The organism is Bradyrhizobium niftali, from assembly GCF_004571025.1.
In the GTDB taxonomy this organism is placed as follows: domain Bacteria; phylum Pseudomonadota; class Alphaproteobacteria; order Rhizobiales; family Xanthobacteraceae; genus Bradyrhizobium; species Bradyrhizobium niftali.
In genome coordinates this window covers 22,714-41,337 of sequence record NZ_SPQT01000019.1, presented here as the reverse complement: position 1 = coordinate 41,337, position 18,624 = coordinate 22,714, and the positions used below count along the sequence as shown (strand labels likewise).

Below are 18,624 nucleotides of genomic sequence, written 5' to 3'. Positions count from 1 at the left end.
TAGCGGGGCTTTGGGATGGTGGGCGCACCAGGGCTCGAACCTGGGACCCGCTGATTAAGAGTCAGCTGCTCTACCAACTGAGCTATGCGCCCGAAAGGCGATAAGTGCCTTGCGAGGCCGGTCGTTTAGCAAAGCGATCCGGGTCTGGCAAGCGATGCGACGAATGTTTTCCAAGGCTTCGTCGATAAGCCCTGAAATGCGAAAAGCCGCCGGATTCCAGCGGCTTCGCCAAGCTTAATCCCGGGAAAATCCGGGGTGGCTCAGAGCCGGCCCTCGCGATCCCGGTCCGGGCCGCCGTCACGGTCGAAACGGTCGCCATGGAAGCGGTCCATGCCACGCTCCATCATGCGGTCCATCCCGCGTTCCATGAAATGACGGTGCGGGCCGTCCTCGCCGCCGCCGAACGGGCCGCGGTGACGGGTCAGTGCGGCGAGGCGCCGCTTCTGGCCCTCGTCCAGGGTCTTGTAGAGGGGATCGGCGGCATCGGCGATCTTCTTCAGGGCCGCGGAGGAAGCCCCCATGTCCTCGGCCTGCTGGCGCAGGCGGGCGACCGGATCCTCCGGCTTGTCGGCGGCCCCAGGGGCGGCATTCATGCGCGCATTGGCGCGGTCGATGCGCAGCTTGGCGAACTCGCGCACGGCGGCCTCGACCGGCGGCCACAGCTTCTCCTGGTCGGCGTTGAGCTTCAGCCCGGCATGGACGGCGGCGATCCGCGCGTCGACGAAGGCGGCGCGGTCCTCGGGGTTCATGCGGACGTGGCGGAAGTGCTCCATCCACGGGCGGTGAAATTGGGCATAGACCGCGCCCGAGCCGGCGATGCTGAGCACGGCGATGGCGGCGATGGTGAACTTCCTCATCCGAACCTCCTCTGGAAGGATGCCCTGAAGATGGGCGCCGCGCGCCTCGCGCGCAACTTACAACTTGGACAGGAAGGGCGTCCTGACGAAGATGTAACGCCTGATTTTACCTCCAGCCGCAACCGGAAATCATTCGCAACAAAAAGGGCTTCCGCGCCTGGCACGGAAGCCCCTTCATTCATGCATCGTTTGGGTCAGTTGGTCGTGCTCTTCGATTCCTTCAGGAATTCGTCGATCAGCGGCTGGCCGACGCGGCTGGCGGCATCCTTGTAGACCGGCTCCATCGCCTTGCGCATCGCCTCGTCCTGCTCCGGCGTGAGCTTGATGATCTCGCTCTTGCCGCCCTTCTTGATCTCGGCCAGCGCGTCGTCGTTCTCCTTCTGCGACTGCGCGTTGTTGAAGTCGGTCGCCTCCTTCATCGCCTTCGACAGCTGCTCGCGAATGTCGGCCGGCAGATCGTCCCAGAACTTCTTGTTCACGATCACGACGTAGCCGATGTAGCCGTGATTGGTCTCGGTGATGTACTTCTGCACCTCGTGCATCTTCTGGGTATAGATGTTCGACCAGGTGTTCTCCTGACCGTCGACCACGCCGGTCTGCAGCGCCTGGTAGACTTCGCCGAACGCCATCACCTGCGGCAGCGAGCCGAGCGTCTTGAACTGGGCCTGCAGCACGCGCGAGGACTGGATGCGGAACTTGACGCCCTGGTAATCGGCTGGCGTCACCAGCTTCTTGTTGGCGCTCATCTGCTTGAAGCCGTTATCCCAATAGGCAAGGCCGGTGATGCCCTTGGAGTCCAAAAGCTTGAGCAGACGGAGGCCGAGCGGGCCTTCCGTCACTTTCCGCAGCGTCTTCAGGTCGGGAAGGATGTAGGGCAGATCGAACACCTCGAACTCGCGGATGCCGAGCGGGCCGAATTTCGAATTCGACGGCGCCAGCATCTGCACGCTGCCGAGCTGGAGCGCCTCGAGCTCTTCCTTGTCCTTGTAGAGCGTCGAGTTCGGATAGACCTCGACCTTGACCTTGCCGCCGGTGTACTTCTCGGCGAGCTCCTTGAATTTTTCCGACGCCTTGCCCTTCGGCGTGTCGGTGGCGACGACGTGGCTGAACTTGATGATAACAGGCGATTGGGCCGATGCCGGCCCGGTCAGCGCCAAAGCCGCTATCGATGCCGCAGCCCAAATGAGTTTCCGCATGCTTCCTCCAGTACGTTTTTGTGGGGCACGGACCGCCGGCCCCAAGCCTTAAATTCTTGGGAGGCAGCTTTATAGAGAAGCAGGCTGAGGCGCCATTGCCCCTTAGCAGGGGTCTCCTTGCAAAAATGCTGTATCCGGGCGGAAACAGCCGCGGCGGCGATCAACGAAAAACGCGGTGCCAAGGGCACCGCGTTTCCGCCGTTTCATCCGGAGCGTGAACGTTCAGCTCGCCGCGGCCGTCGTAACCGTGTCGCGCTGGCGCTTCATGACGATCTTGTTGAGCGCACCGAGATAGGCCTTGGCCGAGGCCACCAGCGTATCGGGATCGGCCGCGCGCGCCGTCATCGAGCGACCGTCATGCGACAGCCGCACCGAGACTTCGGCTTGAGCATCGGTGCCTTCGGTGACGGCATGGACCTGGTACAGCTCGAGCTTGGCCTCGTGCGGCACCAGGCGCTTGATGCAGTTGAACACCGCGTCCACCGGACCGTTGCCCTCGGCCTCCTCGATCTTGATCTGGCCGTCGACGTCGAGCTTCATGGTCGCGCGCTGCGGGCCATGGGTGCCGGCGATCACGGTCAGCGAGGTCAGCTTGATGCGGTCGTGCGACGCCGCCATCTCCTCGTCGACCAGCGCCTCGATGTCCTCGTCGTAGATGTCCTTCTTGCGGTCGGCGAGCGCCTTCATCCGCGTGAACGCATCTTCCAGCTGGTTGGGGCCGAGCTTGTAGCCCATCTCCTCCAGCTTGTGCACGAAGGCATGGCGGCCGGAGTGCTTGCCGAGCACCAGCGAGGACTGCTTCAGGCCGACCATCTCGGGCCGCATGATCTCGTAGGTGGAGGCGTCCTTCAGCACGCCATCCTGGTGGATTCCGCTCTCATGCGCGAAGGCGTTCCGGCCGACGATGGCCTTGTTGTACTGCACCGGGAACGAGGTCGCCGCCGACACCACCTTCGAGGCGCGGGTGAGCTGCGTGGTGTCGATCTTGTTCCACCACGGAAACACGTCGTTGCGGACGTTGATGGCCATCACGACTTCCTCGAGCGAAGCGTTGCCGGCCCGCTCGCCGATGCCGTTGACGGTGCATTCGATCTGGCGCGCACCGCCGGCGATGCCGGCCAGTGAGTTCGCCACGGCCATGCCGAGGTCGTTATGGCAGTGCACGGAGAACACTGCCTTGTCCGAGTTCGGCACGCGCTCGATCAGCGTCTTCATGAAGCGGGTGTATTCGTCCGGCGTGGTGTAGCCGACGGTGTCCGGGATGTTCACCGTAGTGGCACCGGCCTTGATCACGGCCTCGACGATGCGGCAGAGGTAGTCCATCTCGCTGCGGGTGGCATCTTCGGCCGACCATTCGACGTCGTCGATCTGGTTGCGGGCGCGGGTGACATTGGCAATCGAGAGCTCCATCACCTGCTCGGGCGTCATGTTCAGCTTGACACGCATGTGCAGCGGCGAAGTCGCGATCACGGTGTGGACGCGGCCGCGCCTGGCGAATTTCACCGCTTCGGCGCAGCGGTCGATGTCCTTTGGATTGGCACGCGACAGGCCGGCGATGACGGCGTTCTTGGAGCGGCGGGCGATCTCGCTGACCGCCTGGAAGTCGCCTTCGGAGGTGATCGGGAAGCCGGCTTCGATGACGTCGACGCCCATATCATCCAGCAGCTCGGCGACCTCGAGCTTTTCCTCGAAGGTCATGGTGGCGCCGGGGCACTGCTCGCCGTCGCGCAGCGTGGTGTCGAAAATGATGACGCGGTCCTTGTCGGACTTGTTCACGGGGGCCATTGCAAATTTCCTTTTGAGCTTTTGCGCCGTTCAATGCTGGGCGCTTGAGGTGTCCGGTGATCTCGACCAACCCCTGAGCGCCCAGGCGCGTGGCGCCCAGCCGGCCCTCAGGGGCAAGTAAGAAGAAGCCCGCCAAGAAGGTGGGTGGGCAGCAGCGCGGCCGGGATCGTGGCGGCGGCCAGAGCCACCTCCCCCGAAATCCCATCGATTTGGCCGCGAATCAGCATTGCCAGACCCTTTTGAGCCCTCAAATCCTCGGTCAAAACCGTTGACGGTTGGTTGCCGGGAGGCCCAATGCGGTTGTTTCTAGACGAGAAACAGGCGCAACTGCAACGCCAAAAGATGGTCAGTGGAACTGACCTACCATTGGACGCGAGCTTGCTCCCGGCTATTGGGAAAAGCGAAACGAAGCCACGTCATTGGTGTCGTCCTGGCGAACGCCAGGACCCATAGCGCGAGGTCCGTCCGTTGAGACCGATTGCAGTACAAGACGAGCCTTCGCCAAACCACTCCCTGGGGTAATCCTGGCGTTCGCCAGGACGACGATGGGAGACATTTGCGCACAATTGCTTCAACGCCGTCATTGCGAGCGCAGCGAAGCAATCCCGAGCCTTTCCGCCATGACGGTCTGGATTGCTTCGCTGCGCTCGCAATTGTCGATGTTCGCTAATTCCCTGATTGGATCGCGGTGGTCTTGGTAGCGGTGAAGGCCTTGAAGCTATCCCGTGCGGCGGGCGCGGGCTCGGCTTTCCCAGCGGTCCAGCATCTGACCGAGCTCGCCGGTGGCGGTCGGCACCGCCTTGCCGGTTTTTGCGATCTCGTTGGTGTTGGCCGGCGCGTTGGCGTGGAGCCAATCCGGCTCGGTATAATCCCGCCAGCGGCGCGCCTCCGCCCGGCGTTTGCGGGAGACGTAGACGCGGGTGAAATAGCCGGCCACGAATGCGATCGCGAGCAGCATGACCAGTATGACGACAGCTAACACCATGAGTTCCGGCCTCTTTCCCCCGAGGAATGTTCTGCCAGCATCGCGCGCGAGGTCAAGGCTTGACAGGCCGTAAAACCGGTCCCGGTTAGCGGCGCACGGGCAGGACGAAATTGTCGGCTCGGACTTTGCACAGCCGCAATGCGGCGATGTTGCGGCGTTCGCGACATCGCACGGAGGATGCGAACCTGCCCCTCGCAACCGGACGCGGACCGGACTAACCTCCGACCCGCTCGGCCGGATCAACCGGCCAGCCGAACATGACCGGGAGGACGCGATGACACGCCAGGAGACTCGTGACCACGAGCAGCGTGACCAGGATGCTGCGCTTTCGCGACGGACACTTGTCCGGGGGCTTGCGCTCGGTGCCGCCGCCACGATGGCCGGCCCCGCGCTGGCCCAGACCGGACCGGCCGCTCCGCCGACGACGATCACCACCCCGCCGCGCGATTTCGGCCCCAACGGCGCGCCGACCACGTATTTCTGGGACCCCGACATCATCGCAGTCGATCCGTCCTTCAACGACCTGGCGCAGCCCAACACCGCGATCAAGCGCCTTCACACCGGCCTGTTGTGGGCCGAGGGCCCGGCGTGGAGCGCACAGGGCCGTTACCTCCTGTGGAGCGACATTCCCAACAACCGGCAGATGCGCTGGACCGAGGACGATGGCCGCGTCAGCGTGTTCCGCTCGCCGTCCAACAACTCCAACGGCAATTCGTTCGACTTCCAGGGCCGTCAGCTCTCCTGCGAACATTTGACCCGGCGGGTGACGCGCTACGAGCATGACGGCACCGCCACCGTGCTCTGCGACAACTACAACGGCAAGAAGCTGAACTCACCAAACGACATCGCGGCGCATCCCGACGGCAGCTACTGGTTCACGGATCCGCCCTATGGCGGCCAGTTGTACGAAGGCGAACCCGATGTCGCCGGCGGCGCGAGCAATTCGGGCGGCAAGCTCAATCCGCGGATCGGACAACCGGCCGGCTTCACACCGGGCAAGCGCGAGCTGCCGACCAACTGCTATCGCATCGATCCCTCAGGCCGCATCGACCTCGTTGTCACCGAGGAGCAGGTGCCGGATCCGAACGGCCTGTGCTTCTCGCCCGACTTCAAGAAGCTCTATGTCGTCTCGACCGGCAAGGGACCGGGCGACACCGGCCCCGGCGGCAAGGACCAGATCTTCGTGTTCGACGTCGGCACGGACAACAAGCTCTCCAACCTCAAGAAGTTCAGCGATTGCGTGATCGACGGCGTGAAGTGCGGGCCGGACGGCGTGCGCTGCGACGTCAATGGCAATGTCTGGGCCTCCAGCAATGCCGGCCGCGCCGTCGGCTATAGCGGCGTGACGGTGTGGTCGCCGGAGGGCAAGCTGCTCGGCCGCATCCGCCTGCCGGAAGTGTGCGGCAACGTCTGCTTCGGCGGCCCCAAGCGCAACCGCCTGTTCATGGCCGCGAGCCAGTCGCTCTACGCCGTGTATACGGCGACGCAGGGCGCGGGGCCGGGTTGAACGGCACAAGCCTTTGAATTGCACCACGGCGCCGGCGTGCCTCGCCGGCGCCGAATTGTTTTTGGTCGCCTTGTCGATGCTTGAACCGGGCAACAGAGGTGACTTCCGGAGAGAGCGCGTGATAATTGAACCATGGCAGACAAAATTCGCGTCGTCGTTCTCTATGGCGGCAGGTCCGGTGAGCACGAGGTCTCGCTGAAATCGGCGGCCTCCGTGCTGGGGCATCTCGACCGCACCCGCTTCGAGGTGATCCCGGTCTCCATCGACAAGACAGGCCAGTGGCAATGGAACGACCTTCGGACGCTCGATCAGGCGCACGCGGCGGCCTTGCCGATCCTGCCCGATGCGCCGGAGATGCGGCTCGCCAGAGGACCTGATGGACGCGGCGTCCTCATGCCGATCACGCAAGGCGCCGCCGACCCGATCGAGATCGACGTCGTCTTTCCGGTCATCCACGGGCCGCTTTGCGAGGACGGCACCGTGCAGGGCCTGCTGGAATTGGCCGACGTCGCCTATGTGGGATCGGGCGTTCTCGCCTCCGCGGTCAGCATGGACAAGGATGTCGCCAAGCGGCTCGCCGAATTCGCCGGCATTCCGGTCGCGCCCTATAGCGTGCTCACCCGCAAGGCCTACGTTCAGGACCGCAACTCATCGCTTGCGAAGGCGGTCGAAGGCTTGAGCCTCCCGGTCTTCGTCAAGCCGTGCAACATGGGCTCCAGTGTCGGCATCCACAAGGTCAAGACGCCGGATGCGCTCGGAGCGGCGCTCGATGATGCGTTTCGGTATGACGTCAAGGTGCTGGTCGAACAGGGCATCGACGCGCGCGAGATCGAGGTCGCGGTGCTCGAGGGCGACACGCTGTTCGCGAGCGTCGCCAGCGAGCTGAACCCCAACGCCCATCACGAGTTCTATTCGTACGAGGCAAAATATCTCGACCCCGATGGCGCGCGGGTTGACCTTCCGGCCAAGCTCGACGCAGCACAGATGGAGCGCGTCCGGTCACTGGCCACCCGGGTGTTCGCGGCGCTCGAATGCAGCGGCTTCGCCCGCGTCGACTTCTTCCTCGACCGGAAATCCGGCGAGTTCTGCTTCAACGAGATCAACACCCTGCCCGGTTTCACGTCGATCAGCATGTATCCGAAGATGATGGAAGCCTCGGGCGTACCGTATGGCGAGCTGCTGACGCGCCTCGTCAATCTGGCGCTGGACCGGCACCGGCAGCGGCAGACCCTGGAACGGGGCTACGCGAGCTAGTCGATCTCCGGTCGCTCCATGCCGTGCACACGGCCGCGCAAGGCGCGCGGGGCCGGGTTGAAGTAACACAGCGCGATCATGCCCATCGCTCCGCAGCGAGCGGTGTGGGCTTTGTCTTGTCTTTCGCAGATGCGTTGTGCGGCGGCGCACCGCGTATCGACCTTGGGCGATGTTGACTTTCCGCCGTCCCGCTCCCCATACTTCGCAAAAAGATAACAACCAATCAAAAGACGGTCTTGAGGGAGGATAGGATGCCGACTTCACGCAGGCAGCTGCTGAAGAGCTCGGCGGCTGCTGCCGCCGCACTCAGCCTCGATTGGACACGGGCCCAGGCGCAAGCCGAGACGTTGCGCATCGGCCTGATCTACGACCTCACCGGCCCGTTCGCCGCCGGCGGCTCGGTCGCCTCGTCAATCGGGGCGCAGATCGCGATCGATCTCGTCAACGAGAAAGGCGGTGTCGGCGGCAAGACCAAGATTGCTCCAGTCGCCGCGGATTCCCAGAGCAAGCCCGACGTTGCGATCAACGAGGCCGAACGCCTGATCAGCCAGGAGAAGATCGACATCCTCAACGGCGTCTATGCGAGCTCGCATGCGGTGCCACTCGCGGCGAAGGTCGAGCAGCAGAAGAAGATCCTCTGGATCACGACCGCGGTCTCGACCGCCGTGTTCAAGGACAAGAACCTGCAATACGTGTTTCGCGCGCAGATCCATTCGGATCAGTACGGCCAGGCTTTTGCCGGTTTCCTCGCCGAGCATGCGAAAGCAAAACTCGGAATGGATCCCAAGGAGGTCAAGGTCGCACTGATCCATGAGGACGGCCCCTACGGTGTTGGCGTCGCCGCCGCCGACGAGGCCTATGCCAAGGAGGCCGGCATCCAGGTGGTGCTGCGCGAGGGTTATTCGGCCTCGGCGCCCGATCTCTCGGTGCTGGTGACCAAGATCAAGCGCGCCAAGGCCGACGTGATTTCGCATGCCGGCTATAACCCCGACATCACCCTGTTCCTGCGCCAGGCCCGCGAGAGCGGTCTGCGCTTCAAGATGCTGTTCGGCGCCGGCGCCGGCTACAGCCAGCTCGACAAGCTGCGCGCCACTTTTGGTCCCGACATCGACAATTTCTGCAACATCGATCCGGTACCGGCGCAGCTGCTCGATCCGGCAAAGCTCGCACCGGGTATCGGCGATCTGACCAACGCCATGGTCGCGCGCTACAAGGCCAAGACCGGCGCCACCGACGTGCCGCCGCACTGCTCGATGGGCTTCAACCAGACCTGGGTGCTGCTCAACAACGTGCTGCCGGTCGCCAAGGAAAAGTACGGCAGCTTCGAGCCCGAGGCGATCCGCAAGGCCGCGCTCGACGTCGACATCCCCGCCGGCGGCACCATCCAGGGCTATGGCGTGAAATTCTTCCCGCCGGGCACGCCACTCTCCGGCCAGAACGAACGCTCGACACCGGTGGTGATGCAGAACGCCGGCGAGCACATCTCGGTGGTGTGGCCGACGAACATCCGCACGCAGGACCCGGTGTTTCCGCTGCCGAAGGGCTCGACTTACGGGACGTGAGGCGACGACGGTGCACCCTCTCCCCCTGTGGGAGAGGGTGGCTTCGCAAAGCGAAGCCGGGTGAGGGTTCTATCCGCGAGTCCAACTCTTAGCGAGCGCGCGGAGAGAACCCCTCATCCGGCGCTTCGCGCCACCTTCTCCCACAGGGGGAGAAGGGATCGCAGCGTGCCTGTGGTCTCTTCAGCCGCCCTACAACACCACCCGCCGCCCCTCTTCCGCGGCCCAATACCCGGCGTAGTTCACCTTGATCGTCTCGTAGGCCAGGGCGAGGTCCGACAGCGGCTGCCGGCCGGTCGCGGCGCATTCCATGAAGTCCTGGATCTCCTGCAAATACCCGCGCGTCCACTCCTCCTCGAGGCAGACATATTGCCAGCCGGTTTTGCGGTCGACCTTTTCGGTGATGTAGACGTTTGCGAGCTTCTCCTCAGAGGTCTGGTAGCTCATCAGATGCGTGTTCGGCGTGATGTTGGCGAACAGCGAGCCGCCGGTCGTGTAGGTCTCGACCAGATTGCGCACGCCGCCCATGATCATGTCGCCGGAAAACACGGTGGCCTTGGTGCCGTCGGAGAATGTCGCCGTCAGCGTGCCCCAGTCCTCGACATCGACGGGGGTGGCCTTGATGTAGGTGCGCTCCTCCGGCTTCAGGCTGGCTGTGACGTTGCCGACGTCGCCGGTGACGCTGGCGACGCGGATGGTTTCGCCGCGCGCTTTGGCTTCAACCTGTTTCAGATAGAGCACGGCGGAGAGCGGGTGGCAGCCCATGCGGATCAGCGAGCCGCCGCCGGTCATCGCCCATTGCGCGGCATGCGCCGCGTGCGAGCCGGAATGGCTCTCCTCGCCCTTCATGAACAGGATCTTGTCCCTGGTCGCCTTGATGATCTCCGCGGTCTTGGTCACCGCGGGCGCGTAGATCCAGTCCTCGGCATACATGAAGAGTTTTCCGGTGCGCTCGATCGCGGCGCGCATTGCGTCCATCTCCTCGAGCACGCGCTCATACATCAGCGCCTTCGGCACGTGCTTGCCGATTGGCTGCTGGTCGCCCTCGCGGCCGAAATAACCGGCAAAGGGCTTCTCGCAGATCACGTGCTTGCCGGCCTGCATGCTGGCAACGATCATGCCGGCGTGGAGATTGGGCGGGGTGCAGATGTCGATGACGTCGAGCTCGCGGTCGGCGATCAGCTCGGCGAAGCTGCGATAGACGCGCGGAATTGCGTGGCGGCCGGCGAATGCGACGACATGGTCGCCGCGCGCGGCCACCGCCGCGACCTCGACGTCCACGCCATAGACGCGCCGGAACGCGTACATATGCAGCTCCGACACGAAGCCGCAGCCGACGAGTCCCACCCTGATCCTGGCCATAGCGCCCCCTCACCCATGCTTGGGCGGCACTATAGCGCGCTAGGAGGCCTATTCCACCGAGACGCGCACCACGCCGGCGCTCATCATGCCGAGCGCGCGGGCTGCGGGCACCGAGAGATCGACGATACGGCCGCGGATGAAGGGGCCGCGATCATTGACGCGGCACTGGATCGAGCGGCTGCCGTAGGACACCCTCAGCACGGTGCCAAATGGGCGCGTGCGGTGGGCACAGGTCAGCTCGGAACCTTTGCCTTTTCCGTACCCGTAATATGAGGCAAGTCCGCTTTCGGCATGCGCCAGAGAAAATGTGGCAAGGCAAAATAATAAAGTGGTCAACGCTCGCACGGCACCGCTCCCCGGTTGGCCCTGCCCGTGCTGCAAACGTCGCCTTGTTCCCCGAAGTTCCAGGAACACTGCCGGGGTCACCCCGGCAGTGCGATCACACATTGTTACTGTTTGTGGAACACCAACGTGCGCAGCTCGATGCTCTCACGCGGCGGCGCATCGGCGGGCGTGGTCGGATCGACGAAGGCGGTGTGGGGCCCGAAGCGGGTGCGGCCGTCGGTCGCCGAGTCGTAGCACTTGAGCAGCAACGCCTCGTCCGGCGTCATCTCCGGGAAATAAAACCAGCGATGGTTCGGATTGTATTTCACCGAATAGGTCTCGCCGCGGCGGTTGGGATAGATCAGGTCGGAGGCGATGAGATCCTCCGGCGCGACCGTGGTGCCGTCGGCCATCGCGAGCGGCGAGTCGCGCAAGGGACCGCGGATCGGCCGCCACAGATTGATCACCTGCACGCGCCCCTTCAGCAGCTCGTCGGCCTCGTCAGGCAGATGCTCGCGCACGCGGTTGGCGCCGGAGACGGCGGTCTGGTCGACATGGACGCGCGTCGCCGGCTGGCGCGGGCCACCATCGCGAATATCGGCAGCGCCTGCGACGCGCTTGCGCACGGTATGGTCGAAAATGAAAACGCGATCGGCCTTCAGCGTCGCCCGCAAGAAGGCCTCGACGGCGGGATAGTAGACCGCCCTCAGCTCCGCGTCGTCGTAGAAGTCCTTCACCTGGGTTGGATGGCGCACCAGCGCAAAGCCTTCGCGATCGAGCGAGATATTGCTCGCGATCAGCCGCGCGTCGAAGATCGGCACCTGATGCGGCTCCGGCAGCGACGTGCTCTTCGGCTCGCCCGGCGGCGGATCGAACGCGTAGGTGCGCGGTTTGCCCGGTGTCGGCGCAAGGTAGTTGAGTTCGGCGGTGACGAAGGGAAGCGATTCGATTTTTGTTTCTTGCAGGCCCATGGCCGGTCTCCCGATGTGGTCGTCGGATTGATTTTTGGCGGGGTGCGTGCGGCTGCAAGGGAGGTGATGCAAATAGCAATGGGGGTGTTGTTGAGCGGAGGGAACGCAGAACGAATCTGTCGAGAACGGCGGTCGCTCTGGCTACGTTCTTCTCGCTTCACGGATGCTTGAAGGGTTCGTCAGCCCTCGCGCCCCGCCGCCGTCATTCCGGGGCGCCCGCAGGGCGAGCCCGGAATCCATCGGGCCGCAAACTTTGTAGATCAATGGATTCCGGGCTCGCGACTTCGTCGCGCCCCGGAATGACGCCGGTGCAGCGTTTCACGCTGCAGCGCGTCCGGGACACGAACGCTGCCTACAGCCCCGCCTTGGCGAGCGCGTCCGCAAAGGAGCGGTCGACGATCTCGGCCGCATCGAGCTTCTGCTTGATCAGGCCCCAGCGGAAATAGAGGTCGATCGTGCCCTGCTCGTCCACGACCACGCCGTCATCGATCGGCGCGATGCGGATCTTTGCGCGCGACAGCCAGTTCAGCGGCACGCCGGTCGGGATGTTCATCAGCCTGCCCCAGGTCGCGGCATAGCTATCGACGTTGTTCAGCGACCAGGCCCGCGCGGCGGTCAGGCGGCGGATGAAGTCGGTCAACTCGGCGCGCTTGTCGCGGATGGCGTCGGGCCGCGCCACCTGGAAGCTCAGGCCCGGCGTCAGGCCTTCCGAGGTGATGATGCGGCGCGATTTGAACAGCACCTCCTCCTGGCTGACATAGGGCTCCCAGGTCGACCACGCATCGACCGAGCCTTGCGTGTAGGCGATCTTGGCATCCGATGGCGCCAGGAACGCGATCTGCACGTCGGACGCAGCCCAGCCGTTCTTTTCCAGCGCGGCGAGGATCAACTGATGGCCGATCGAGCCGCGGCCGGTCGCGATCTTCTTGCCGCGCAGGTCGGCGAAACTCTTGATCGGTGAGGTCTCGGGCACGAGGATGGCGAGCCCCTCGCGCGTCTGCCGGATCGCGGCGATCGCCTTCACCGGTGCACCGGAGGCGGCGGCGAAGGTGAAGGGCGCATCGCCAACGAGCCCGGTCTCGATCGCACCGGCGCTGAGCGCCTCGAGCAGCGGTGCGGCCGCCGGAAACTCCTTCCACTCGATCTTGTAGGGGACGTCCTTGAGCACGCCTGCCGCTTCCATCACGGCCTGCGCATTGCCCTTCTGGTCTCCGACGCGGAGCGTGGTCTGCGCCGCCGCCAGTTCCAACGAACCGAACAGCAGCGCGCCGGCCAGCATGAGACGGATCATTCCGCGGCCTCGCCGCGAACGGCCCGGCGCTTGGCGACGAGTTGGCGCGTCAGCGGGATCAGCTCGCGGCCGTATTCGATGGCATCGGGAAGCGGATCGAAGCCGCGGATCAGGAAGTGGCTGACGCCGAGGTCGTAGTAGTCGCCGAAGACCTCGGCGACCTGCTCGGGGGTGCCGACCAGTGCCGTGGTGTTGCTGTTGGCGCCGGTGAGCTTTGCGATCTCGGTCCAGAGCCGCTTGTCGATCCGGCTGCCCTGGTCGGCGAGCGCGAGCAGGCGCCGCGCGCCGGCCGTGGCATGGCCGTCGGCCGGCTTGCGGTAGCCGGTCTTGTCCTGAAGCGCGGTGGCCCGCGCCAGGATCTCCTCCGCCTTTTCCCAGGCCTGCTTTTCGGTGGGCGCAATGATCGGCCGCACCGAGAGGCTGAAGCGCGGCGTCGGCCGCCCCTGCCTGACGGCGGCGTTGTGAACGCGGGAGGTGACGTCGCGCACCTGCGCATAGGACTCACCCCACAGCGCAAAAGTGTCGGCATGCTTGCCGGCGACATCGATCGCGGCGTCGGAGCCGCCGCCGACGAAGGTGTAGATGCCACCCTTCTGCAGCGGCTTCACCTGCGAAAAGCCGTTCTCGACGTTGTAGTACTTGCCGCTGTAGTTGAACGGCTTCTCGCTGGTCCATTCCAGCCGCACCACATCGAGGAATTCGCCAGTGCGAGCGTAACGCTCGTCCTTGTCGTCGAGCGTGTTGCCGTCCTGCCTGAGCTCGGCCGCATTGCCACCGGTGATGACGTGCAGCGAGACGCGGCCACCATAGAATTGGTCAAGCGTCGCGAGCTGGCGCGCCAGCAGCGTCGGGGCGGTGAAGCCTGGACGCTGCGCGATCATGACCTTGAGCGATTTGGTGATGGTTAGGACATGCTGGGCGACCTGCAACGCATCCGGCGTCGTCGAATGGAACGCCAGCAGCGCACGATCGAAACCGGCAAGCTCGTGCGCCTTCGCCACTGTCTCGATATAGGCCGGATCGAGCACCGGACCCTGGCGCACGATGGTCTCGGAAGCGTTGCTGTTAGCGATGAAGCCGATGAACTCGATCGACATGATCGTCTCCCTGATTGTTTTGCGGAAAGGCTAGAGGCCCAATGCGGCGCGGCCGAGGCCGATGCGCGTGGAATCGTCCTGCGGCGTGTGCACGCGACCGCACAGCACGTCGCGATAGTGCCGCTCCAGCGGATTGGCGCGGGAGAGGCCGTGATTGCCGGTGAGCGACAGCGCATCCTCGACGGCGGCCACCGCATTGTTGGTGACGGTGAGCTTGATCACGTTGGACTCGGCCGCCGAAAGCTCGACACCGTCGTCGAAGTCGCCAGCAAAGCAGGCGATCAGCCGCGCATTAACCGCGAGCCGAGCCTCGATGGCGCCGAGGATCTCCTGCGCGCGGGCTAAGGTCGCAAGCGGCGCGCCGAGACTGGCGGGAACGCGTTGCTTCAGGAACGAGATCAGCCAGTCGCGCGCGGCGCGGGCGACACCGTCATAGATCGCGGCAACGAAGATGGTGTGGACGGTCGCCTGCGTGACGTCGGGCGCACGCCAATCCGCCGGCTTGCGAACATCGACCTCGGCATCGAGCGGGATCACGACGTCGTCGAAAATGACGTCGTGGCTGCCGCTGGCACGCAGACCGTGATGATCCCAGGTCTCGACGATCCTGGCGCCCGGCAGTCCTGCCGGCACCAGGAACTGTCCGACCCGCGGCTCGGCCTCGTCGGTCCGGGCCCAGACCAGATACCATTTCAGGATCGGCGACCCCGTCGAATAGATCTTGTGGCCGGTCAGGCGCCAGCCCGTCTCGGTCCGCCGCGCGATCGTCGCCGGCAGGCCGCCGCGCGCGGGCGAGCCGAGTTCGGGCTCGACGCGCAGCGCATTGACGAGCGCGACGCCTTCGACGGTCTCGCGCGCAAGCTTGCGCGACAGCCGCGCCGGCCAGGTCGGGCTGCGCGCCATGACGAGATGGTTGATGTAGTGCATCGACAGCACCAGCGCGGTCGACGGATCGGCCTTGCCGACGATGCCGATGACGCGCGCGGCGTAGCGTGCGCCGGCGCCGGCCCCGCCATGAGCTGCCGGAACCGTCAGCGACAGCAGGCCGGCCTCGGAGAGCTCGCGAAAATTCTCGAACGGAAAGCTGCCGGTGCGGTCGTGCTCGGCCGCGCGCGCGGCAAAGGCTTCAGCGAGCTCCTCGGCGCGTACAATGTAGTCGGGCTCTCTACGAGCCGTGCGGCCTTTGGCTATGGAGGTCACCACGTGGCATCCAATCCCAGAAGGCCGAGGATCTGGCGGCGCAGGTCGGCCAGATACGGATCGCCGCGATGACGCGGATAGCGCCGGTCGACGCGGATGTCGGCCTTCACGCGTGCGGGGCGATCGCTGAAGACGATGACGCGGTTGGCGAGCACCAGGGCCTCCTCGGCATCATGTGTCACCAGCAGCGTGGTGAACCCCTTGCGCTGCCACAGCGAGACGAGCTCGGCCTGCATGGTGATGCGGGTGAGCGAATCGAGTTTTCCCAGCGGCTCGTCGAGGATCAGGATTTTGGGATCGTTGACCAGCGCACGCGCCAAGGCGACGCGCTGCGCCATGCCGCCGGAGAGCTGGTGCGGATAGGCGTTGCGAAACGACGACAGCCCGACGAGATCGAGCGCATCGTCCACGCGCTGCCGCTGGCTCTTGAGGATGCCCTGGGCCTCGAGGCCCAGGGCGACGTTGTCCCAGACCGACCGCCAGGGAAACAGGGTCGGATCCTGGAACACGACCACGCGGGAGGGATGCGGCCGGGTGATGCGGGCCTCGTCCTCACGCAGCGTCCCTGCCTTGGGCTTGTCGAGGCCCGCGACGAGGCGCAGCAAGGTCGACTTGCCGCAGCCGGACGGACCGAGCAGCGCGACAAACTCGCCGGGCTCGACCGCGATGCTGACGTCGCTGAGCACCGGCAGCTCGGCACCGTCGATGTCGAAGGCGTGGCTGACCTGCTCGATGTCGAGCGCGGCGCCAGTGGCGACTTCGGCCAGCGCGACTGTGGCTACCATTTCACGGTCCCCTTCTGCCAGACCAGCAGGCGGTCGCGGATCGCGAACAGCAGCGTGATCGCGCCGGAGCAGAGCAGCGACATCACGATCAGCGCTGCGTACATGTTGGCGTAAGCGGCCCAGCCCTGCGCCCATTGCAGGTACCAGCCGAGGCCGGCCTTGACGCCGATCATCTCGGCGACGACCAGCACCGCGAAGGACGAGCCGAGCCCCATGAACAGGCCGACGAAGACATGCGGGAGAGCCGCGGGGATCGCGACCTTCAGCACCAGGAAGGACGGCTTTGCGCCCAGCGTGCGCGCGACGTCGTAATAGGCGTTGCTGACGCTCGCGACGCCCGACCAGGTCAGCACGGTGACGGGGAAGCCGGTCGCGAGCGCGATCAGGAAGGTCGAGGCACTCCAGCTCGACGGGAAGGTGAAGAAGGCAATCGGCAGCCAGGCGGTCGCCGGCAGCGGGCCGATGAAGCGCAGCACCGGATGCACCCAATAGCCAACCGCGCGCGACCAGCCGATCGAGACGCCGGTCAGGAAGCCGACCGTGGCGCCGATCAGATAACCGCCGAGCTGGAGCTTGACCGAGGCGAACACGCTGTCGAGCAGCTTGGGCAGGTCGTCGGTGTAGACCTCGATGATCGACTGCGGCGGTGGAAAGAACGGCAGCGGCAACCAGGCGAACTTTGCGGTGGCGACTTCCCACAAGGTCAGGAAGGCACCGAGCGCGACGAGCCAGGGCGCACGCTGGTGCAACGCCTTCCCCGCCGAGCCGAGATAGTCGGCACCGACGGTGCCGAACAGCGCGACGGCCGCGATGACGAAGGCGGCAATGCCGAGCGAATGCGTGCGCGACCAGTCGCCGACATCGTCCCACCACAGGCAGGACAGGCCGAAGGCGATCCAGGCGACGCTGGCGAGAACGCCGACGCCGGATTCCCGGAGCCAGGTCGCAAGCAGCGGTGCGCGCGAGAGGCGCGGCGCGCCGGAGGCGAGGCCGTCAGACAGCGAATACGTCGACATAGATGCGCTCCGCGAATTTGGCTGTATCGGTGCTCTGCTTGAAGACCTGCACGCTCTTGAGGTCGTCGGCATAGGCCTTGAGCTCGCGCTTCAGCACCTCGCCGACCGGATGATGGTGGTGGGTGTGGTAGCGCACCATGCCCTCGATATCGGCGAGCGTCGCCGTCTTCGGCGCGTAGGGCTGGAACGACTTCGCCGTGACGGACGGATTTTGCGAGGTGAACATCGCGGCATCGAGCAGCGCCTGCGTGATGGCGCGCGCGACCTGCGGCTCCTCGCGCACCAGGCTGCCGCGCAGGCCGAGGATGCAGCAGCTCTTGTCGCGATATTCGCCGTCGAGATTGGAAGCAACCTCCTTGTACTGGCTGTCCTTGAGCCAGAGATAGCCAAGCGGATCAGACGACAGGAAGGCCTGCACCTCGCCCTTCTCGACCGCGACGTTGAGAAGGTTGCCGGGATAGGCGCGCCAGTCGACGTCCTTGACCGGATCGATGCCGAGCCGGGCGAGCTGGATCGAGAAGAAGTTCTTGTCGGGACCGGCGAGATCGCCGACCGCGACGATCTTGCCCTTGAGATCGGCGAGCTTGGCGACCCCGGAATCGGTGCGCGTCAGCACGCGCATGCAGCCGCCATGGGTGCCGGCGGCGATCTTGACGTCAAAGCCCTGCTCCAGCGGCTTCAGCCAGCGCAGCGCCATGCCGAGGCCGGCATCGCTCTTGCCGGTCGCGATCGCCTCGAGCAGTTGGTCTGTCGAGCCGGAATAGTTGACGAGATCGACGTCGAGATTGTGTTTCTGGAAGAAGCCGTGCTCGATGGCGACCGGGACCGGCGCGAGGCACACCGCGCCGGCGTTCCACGACAGTTTCAGCTTGCGCGGCCCGCCGGTGAGCGCTGGGCTATCTGCCGCCGTCCGGCACAGCGGGAACTCCGAGAGGTCGACACCGGGCGCGATCGCCTGTGGCGCAAAGGCCTGCGCGCCGAGGGCACCCAGCGGCGCTGCGAAAGCAGCAGCGAGCCCCGCCTGGAGCAGGTGACGTCGATCGAGGCTCGATCCGCCGCGCTTGTTGTTCTTGTTCATCGGCCCCTTGCTCCTGCGCTGGCACGGCTCCGCCATTCGCGCAACGCTTCACGTTGCGCATATTCCGTGCGGAGCTGCGTTGAGAGAATATCTTTTCGGCGGCGCTTCCCGTGCCGCGTTGATGCGATGCGCAAATCATGCGGCGCGCCTGGCCCATCGTCAATGAAATGGAATTTCGAATGTGGCGCGAGGCAAAGTCATTCTCTCCACCGGCGCGTGCAGGAACGATGAAACGATTTCCGTCGATGCATCGGTTGACAGAGAGCCCTTGCGACTCCCTCCCCTGCTTCATTCTTGCGCAGCATCGGCCGCGCACGCCGCACGTTCTCGAAAACAACGCTTCACTGAAACGTCGTT

General features: G+C 65.0%; 16 protein-coding genes and 1 tRNA gene. 3 read left to right on the top strand and 14 right to left on the bottom strand.

Annotated features, from left to right (window positions below; all coding sequences use genetic code 11):
* Window positions 1-16: 16 nt before the first annotated feature.
* The 5 genes from E4K65_RS28490 to E4K65_RS28465 all read right to left on the bottom strand — a co-directional run bounded on the left by E4K65_RS28490 (window position 17) and on the right by E4K65_RS28465 (window position 4,820).
* Window positions 17-92 (bottom strand) — tRNA-Lys (locus tag E4K65_RS28490).
* Between the two features lie 168 nt (window positions 93-260).
* Window positions 261-857, bottom strand: a complete 597-nt coding sequence (locus E4K65_RS28485) for a Spy/CpxP family protein refolding chaperone (RefSeq protein ID WP_135176956.1) — start codon at window positions 855-857, stop codon at window positions 261-263.
* Window positions 858-1,051: 194 nt separating this feature from the next.
* The gene (locus E4K65_RS28480) at window positions 1,052-2,053 is read right to left on the bottom strand and encodes a TRAP transporter substrate-binding protein (RefSeq protein WP_135176955.1); all 1,002 of its coding nucleotides are present in this window, start codon (window positions 2,051-2,053) and stop codon (window positions 1,052-1,054) included.
* Between the two features lie 222 nt (window positions 2,054-2,275).
* Window positions 2,276-3,838 (bottom strand): 2-isopropylmalate synthase, encoded by a 1,563-nt coding sequence (locus tag E4K65_RS28475; protein WP_135176954.1) that lies wholly within the window; start codon window positions 3,836-3,838, stop codon window positions 2,276-2,278.
* 718 nt (window positions 3,839-4,556) lie between these two features.
* The gene (locus E4K65_RS28465; protein ID WP_135177056.1) at window positions 4,557-4,820 is read right to left on the bottom strand and encodes a hypothetical protein; all 264 of its coding nucleotides are present in this window, start codon (window positions 4,818-4,820) and stop codon (window positions 4,557-4,559) included.
* A 277-nt stretch (window positions 4,821-5,097) separates the two neighbouring features.
* Between E4K65_RS28465 and E4K65_RS28460 the strand changes: the two genes are divergently transcribed.
* The 3 genes from E4K65_RS28460 (at window position 5,098) to E4K65_RS28450 (ending at window position 9,146) form a co-directional block, all read left to right on the top strand.
* Window positions 5,098-6,330 carry an SMP-30/gluconolactonase/LRE family protein gene (locus E4K65_RS28460; protein ID WP_135176953.1) on the top strand — a complete coding sequence of 411 codons (1,233 nt, stop codon included), beginning with the start codon at window positions 5,098-5,100 and terminating at the stop codon, window positions 6,328-6,330.
* A gap of 132 nt (window positions 6,331-6,462) precedes the next feature.
* Entirely contained in the window at window positions 6,463-7,584 is a 1,122-nt protein-coding gene (locus tag E4K65_RS28455; protein WP_135176952.1) for a D-alanine--D-alanine ligase family protein, read from the top strand.
* Between the two features lie 251 nt (window positions 7,585-7,835).
* Complete coding sequence (locus E4K65_RS28450) at window positions 7,836-9,146, top strand: ABC transporter substrate-binding protein (RefSeq protein WP_135176951.1); 1,311 nt, start codon at window positions 7,836-7,838, stop codon at window positions 9,144-9,146.
* Window positions 9,147-9,335: 189 nt separating this feature from the next.
* Here E4K65_RS28450 and E4K65_RS28445 read toward each other — a convergent pair whose 3' ends face one another.
* The 9 genes from E4K65_RS28445 to E4K65_RS28405 form a co-directional block, all read right to left on the bottom strand.
* The gene (locus E4K65_RS28445) at window positions 9,336-10,505 is read right to left on the bottom strand and encodes a Gfo/Idh/MocA family protein (protein WP_135176950.1); all 1,170 of its coding nucleotides are present in this window, start codon (window positions 10,503-10,505) and stop codon (window positions 9,336-9,338) included.
* A 48-nt stretch (window positions 10,506-10,553) separates the two neighbouring features.
* Window positions 10,554-10,850, bottom strand: a complete 297-nt coding sequence (locus tag E4K65_RS28440; protein WP_027547860.1) for a septal ring lytic transglycosylase RlpA family protein — start codon at window positions 10,848-10,850, stop codon at window positions 10,554-10,556.
* Between the two features lie 104 nt (window positions 10,851-10,954).
* Complete coding sequence (locus tag E4K65_RS28435; protein WP_135176949.1) at window positions 10,955-11,800, bottom strand: CmcJ/NvfI family oxidoreductase; 846 nt, start codon at window positions 11,798-11,800, stop codon at window positions 10,955-10,957.
* Window positions 11,801-12,152: 352 nt separating this feature from the next.
* The gene (locus E4K65_RS28430) at window positions 12,153-13,091 is read right to left on the bottom strand and encodes an ABC transporter substrate-binding protein (protein WP_135176948.1); all 939 of its coding nucleotides are present in this window, start codon (window positions 13,089-13,091) and stop codon (window positions 12,153-12,155) included.
* Window positions 13,088-14,188: an LLM class flavin-dependent oxidoreductase gene (locus E4K65_RS28425; RefSeq protein WP_135176947.1), complete on the bottom strand. Its 1,101-nt coding sequence runs from the start codon at window positions 14,186-14,188 to the stop codon at window positions 13,088-13,090. Before E4K65_RS28425 ends, E4K65_RS28430 begins: the two co-directional genes overlap by 4 nt.
* Before the next feature lie 30 nt (window positions 14,189-14,218).
* Window positions 14,219-15,391 carry an acyl-CoA dehydrogenase family protein gene (locus tag E4K65_RS28420; protein ID WP_135176946.1) on the bottom strand — a complete coding sequence of 391 codons (1,173 nt, stop codon included), beginning with the start codon at window positions 15,389-15,391 and terminating at the stop codon, window positions 14,219-14,221.
* Window positions 15,385-16,173: an ABC transporter ATP-binding protein gene (locus E4K65_RS28415; protein ID WP_135176945.1), complete on the bottom strand. Its 789-nt coding sequence runs from the start codon at window positions 16,171-16,173 to the stop codon at window positions 15,385-15,387. Before E4K65_RS28415 ends, E4K65_RS28420 begins: the two co-directional genes overlap by 7 nt.
* On the bottom strand, window positions 16,167-17,189 hold the full coding sequence (locus tag E4K65_RS28410) for an ABC transporter permease (protein WP_135176944.1): 1,023 nt from the start codon (window positions 17,187-17,189) through the stop codon (window positions 16,167-16,169). Before E4K65_RS28410 ends, E4K65_RS28415 begins: the two co-directional genes overlap by 7 nt.
* Window positions 17,167-18,267, bottom strand: a complete 1,101-nt coding sequence (locus tag E4K65_RS28405; RefSeq protein ID WP_135176943.1) for an ABC transporter substrate-binding protein — start codon at window positions 18,265-18,267, stop codon at window positions 17,167-17,169. The genes E4K65_RS28410 and E4K65_RS28405 overlap by 23 nt, the downstream gene beginning before the upstream one ends.
* Window positions 18,268-18,624 lie beyond the last annotated feature (357 nt).